The sequence below is a fragment of the Cytobacillus sp. S13-E01 genome (genome assembly GCF_029193815.1).
Taxonomy (GTDB): Bacteria; Bacillota; Bacilli; order Bacillales; family Bacillaceae_L; genus Bacillus_BV.
Genome location: NZ_JARFVC010000078.1, coordinates 1 through 1,084 on the forward strand (window position 1 = coordinate 1; position 1,084 = coordinate 1,084).

Annotated in this window: 2 tRNA genes and 2 rRNA genes; all 4 read right to left on the minus strand. The window is 46.6% G+C overall.

Features of this window, described 5'->3' with window-relative positions:
• Positions 1–314: ribosomal RNA gene (locus PY093_RS21240) — 23S ribosomal RNA — on the minus strand; the annotation flags it as partial.
• Between the two features lie 249 nt (positions 315–563).
• A tRNA-Ala gene (locus PY093_RS21245) sits at positions 564–639 on the minus strand.
• Positions 640–800: 161 nt separating this feature from the next.
• Positions 801–877 (minus strand) — tRNA-Ile (locus tag PY093_RS21250).
• An 89-nt stretch (positions 878–966) separates the two neighbouring features.
• Positions 967–1,084, minus strand: a 16S ribosomal RNA gene (locus tag PY093_RS21255); the annotation flags it as partial.

The window sequence follows — 1,084 nt, forward strand, 5'->3', positions numbered from 1 at the left end:
ATAGAGTGTCCTACAACCCCAAGAGGCAAGCCTCTTGGTTTGGGCTATATTCCGTTTCGCTCGCCGCTACTTAGGAAATCGCGTTTGCTTTCTCTTCCTCCGGGTACTTAGATGTTTCAGTTCCCCGGGTATGCCTTCAGATACCCTATTTATTCAGGTATCGATACTACTCCATTACGAGCAGTGGGTTTCCCCATTCGGAAATCTTCGGATCAGTGCTTACTTACAGCTCCCCGAAGCATATCGGTGTTAGTCCCGTCCTTCATCGGCTCCTAGTGCCAAGGCATTCACCGTGCGCCCTTTCTAACTTAACCGTTCGGCGAATGATAAGCTTCGAATTTCTTCGTTAGCTTCGCTTTCTCCGTTGCTCACGTAGATAACCCCTACGCTCCGCTACTCGAAAAATTTGCTGCCTCGAACTTCTCGCTTCCCATTCACCTTAAGTTTTAAAGTCTATAAAGAACTTTACTTTAAATCTAACATTGAATGTCTTGTTACGTTATCTAGTTTTCAAGGAGCAACTACCTTTTTTTGGATTAAAAAAAGACCGAAGTCTGGTTTGTTGGTGGAGCCTAGCGGGATCGAACCGCTGACCTCCTGCGTGCAAGGCAGGCGCTCTCCCAGCTGAGCTAAGGCCCCATGGTTACGGCAAATGATCAACTTCGAATCTCTTCGTCAGCTTCGTTTCTACGGTACTCACGTATATTAATACGCTCCGTATCCTCGAAACATTGCTTCCTCGACCTTCTCGTTGCTAATTTACCTCTCAAATATATAATATTAGTAATGAATAAATAGTATGGTGGGCCTAAATGGACTCGAACCATCGACCTCACGCTTATCAGGCGTGCGCTCTAACCAGCTGAGCTATAGGCCCATACTTTTTAAATGAGAGATGATCTCTCAAAACTGACCACAACACAGCAGCGTCTATTTATGAAGTACTGCGTACTTCAATTTCCTTAGAAAGGAGGTGATCCAGCCGCACCTTCCGATACGGCTACCTTGTTACGACTTCACCCCAATCATCTGTCCCACCTTAGGCGGCTGGCTCCTTACGGTTACCCCACCGACTTCGGGTGTT